This window comes from Novipirellula sp., assembly GCF_041583735.1.
Taxonomy (GTDB): Bacteria; Planctomycetota; Planctomycetia; order Pirellulales; family Pirellulaceae; genus Novipirellula.
Genome location: NZ_JBFHFD010000949.1, coordinates 1 through 2,306 on the forward strand (window position 1 = coordinate 1; position 2,306 = coordinate 2,306).

1 protein-coding gene is annotated in these 2,306 nt (G+C 54.9%); it reads left to right on the forward strand.

Features of this window, described 5'->3' with window-relative positions; genetic code table 11:
* Positions 1–145 precede the first annotated feature (145 nt).
* A complete protein-coding gene (locus ABX962_RS34915) occupies positions 146–1,648 on the forward strand; it encodes a DUF1501 domain-containing protein (RefSeq protein WP_372726272.1) in 1,503 nt (500 codons plus the stop codon).
* Positions 1,649–2,306: the final 658 nt, after the last annotated feature.

Here is a 2,306-nt window from a genome sequence, read left to right on the forward strand (position 1 = left end):
CATGCGGCATGGACCTCCGTCGCGCACTTAATTTTCAACCTCGATCAATTTGTTTCGGTTGAGTAAGGAACGATGAAGCAACTTTCATTCGTTCGAAAAATCCCCTAACACACTTCCCCCACCCCCTTGTGGACTCGTGAAGACCATGCCAGCAGAGAATCAAAAGCCGAACCACGTTGCCGACGAAAGCCGATTGATGCTCACACGCCGGCATTTCTTTGGGCGAACCGCCTCGGGCGTAGGCACGGCGGCACTCGCATCAATGTTGGGCAGCGAAGCTTGGGGTGCCGAAGCGACGCCGTCGGCATCCAATTCCCCGGCTCCCAACGGTGTGCTGAAGCAGTACCACACCCCGCCCAAAGCCAAACGAGTCATCTACTTGTTCCAAAGCGGTGCACCGTCGCAGCAAGAACTGTTCGACTCGAAACCGCTGCTCCGCGAACACGAAGGCAAAGAGCTGCGTGATTTCGTCGACATGAACCAGCGGGTCACTGGGATGACAGCGGGGCAAAGTAAGTTTCCGCTGGCCGGAGCTCGCTGGAAATTTGAGAAATTCGGCGAAGCGGGAATCGAGATGTGTAGCGAGCTGATCCCGCACATCGGTTCGCTCGCCGATGACATGTGTCTGATCCGGTCGATGCAAACCGAAGCGATCAACCACGACCCAGCGATCACGTTCTTCCAGACGGGGCATCAATTGGCGGGACGACCAAGCATCGGTTCCTGGATGCATTATGGGTTGGGCTCGATGAACGACAATCTGCCCACGTTCATCGCCATGGTCTCGCGTGGAACGGGGCGTCCCAATTGCCAACCGCTCTACGACCGATTGTGGGGAAGCGGATTTTTGCCGTCGACCTATGCGGGCGTCAAATTGATGAGCATCGGCGACCCGGTACTGTATTTAAGCAATCCCGCTGGACTCGACGCGACGGCACGGCGGCGGATGCTTGATGATTTGGCGAAGCTGAATGAAGAAAAGCTTGACGAGTTCGGTGACCCAGAAATTCACACTCGGATTCAACAATACGAATTGGCGTATCGGATGCAGACCTCGGTTCCGGAGCTGACCGATTTTTCGGATGAGCCGCAACACGTACTTGATAGTTATGGTCCTGACGTGATGAAACGCGGCACCTACGCCAACAACTGCTTGCTGGCACGCCGATTAGCGGAACGAGACGTGCGATTCATCCAACTGTTTCACATGGGATGGGACCAACATTTCACCATGCCCAAGCAATTGCCTGGGCAATGCCGCGATACCGATCAACCCACCGCCGCTCTGGTGAACGATCTAAAGCGACTCGGATTGCTCGAAGACACCTTGGTCGTGTGGGGCGGCGAGTTTGGGCGAACATCGTATTGCCAAGGGGCGCTCAACGCAGAAACCTACGGACGGGATCACCATCCGCGATGCTTCTCGCTGTGGATGGCCGGTGCTGGCATCAGGCCGGGGATGACCTACGGTGCCACGGACGAGTTCTGCTACAACATTACTGAGAATCCCGTCCACGTGCACGATTTGCATGCAACGATCATGCAGCAAATGGGCATTGATCACGAAAAATTGACTTTCCGCTTCCAAGGACGCTACTTTAGGTTGACTGATGTTCACGGCCATGTCGTCAATGACATTTTGACATAGCCGCAGCGGCCAGAGAATGTCCGCCTTAAAAAAAAATGCTCTGCATCGCAGAAGAAGCAAAACCGGACGCTCTAGGGCAGCTGCATCAATTTGCGGCATGAATCACGATCTATCGATCTCTATAGAAAACGCCAATTCGATAGACAATGCCACCCTGTATAGACTTCGCGTTTTACGTCGACTCTGGCGAAGAAATTGGTTGCGAGCTCTTCGGCTTCCCCGACTCGCATCACGATACGGATACCACGGAAGTGCTGCAATTGCTTGCAAGTCGAGTCTCGCAGTGCCAACAAATTCCGCAGTGATCAACCGGAACCTCGTCAGGGATGACAGCCACGTTGAGGCTTTTACAAAAAAGCAGAGCCATCCAACCAGCGCACACCGCCACACCAAGCGAGGGGGTCAGGAAAAGGAAGGGACGGCGTCAATACGCTACTCCGCCGCTGTGCAGGGCAACTTCCCCTTGGAAATTGGGTGCGGATCGAGGCAGGAGAGGCGGTTATCGCTTTGATCCGCAGCACCGCTCGCATTGGCGCGGGGTTTGCGAACCCAACCTGCTACAGGCGGTATCAGTGTCAGCCGAATACTCCTGTTCGGCTTGGGTCCATTTTCTTATTTGAAGGGTCTTTGTAATGCAGTTTCCGCAACGTCGCCAAGC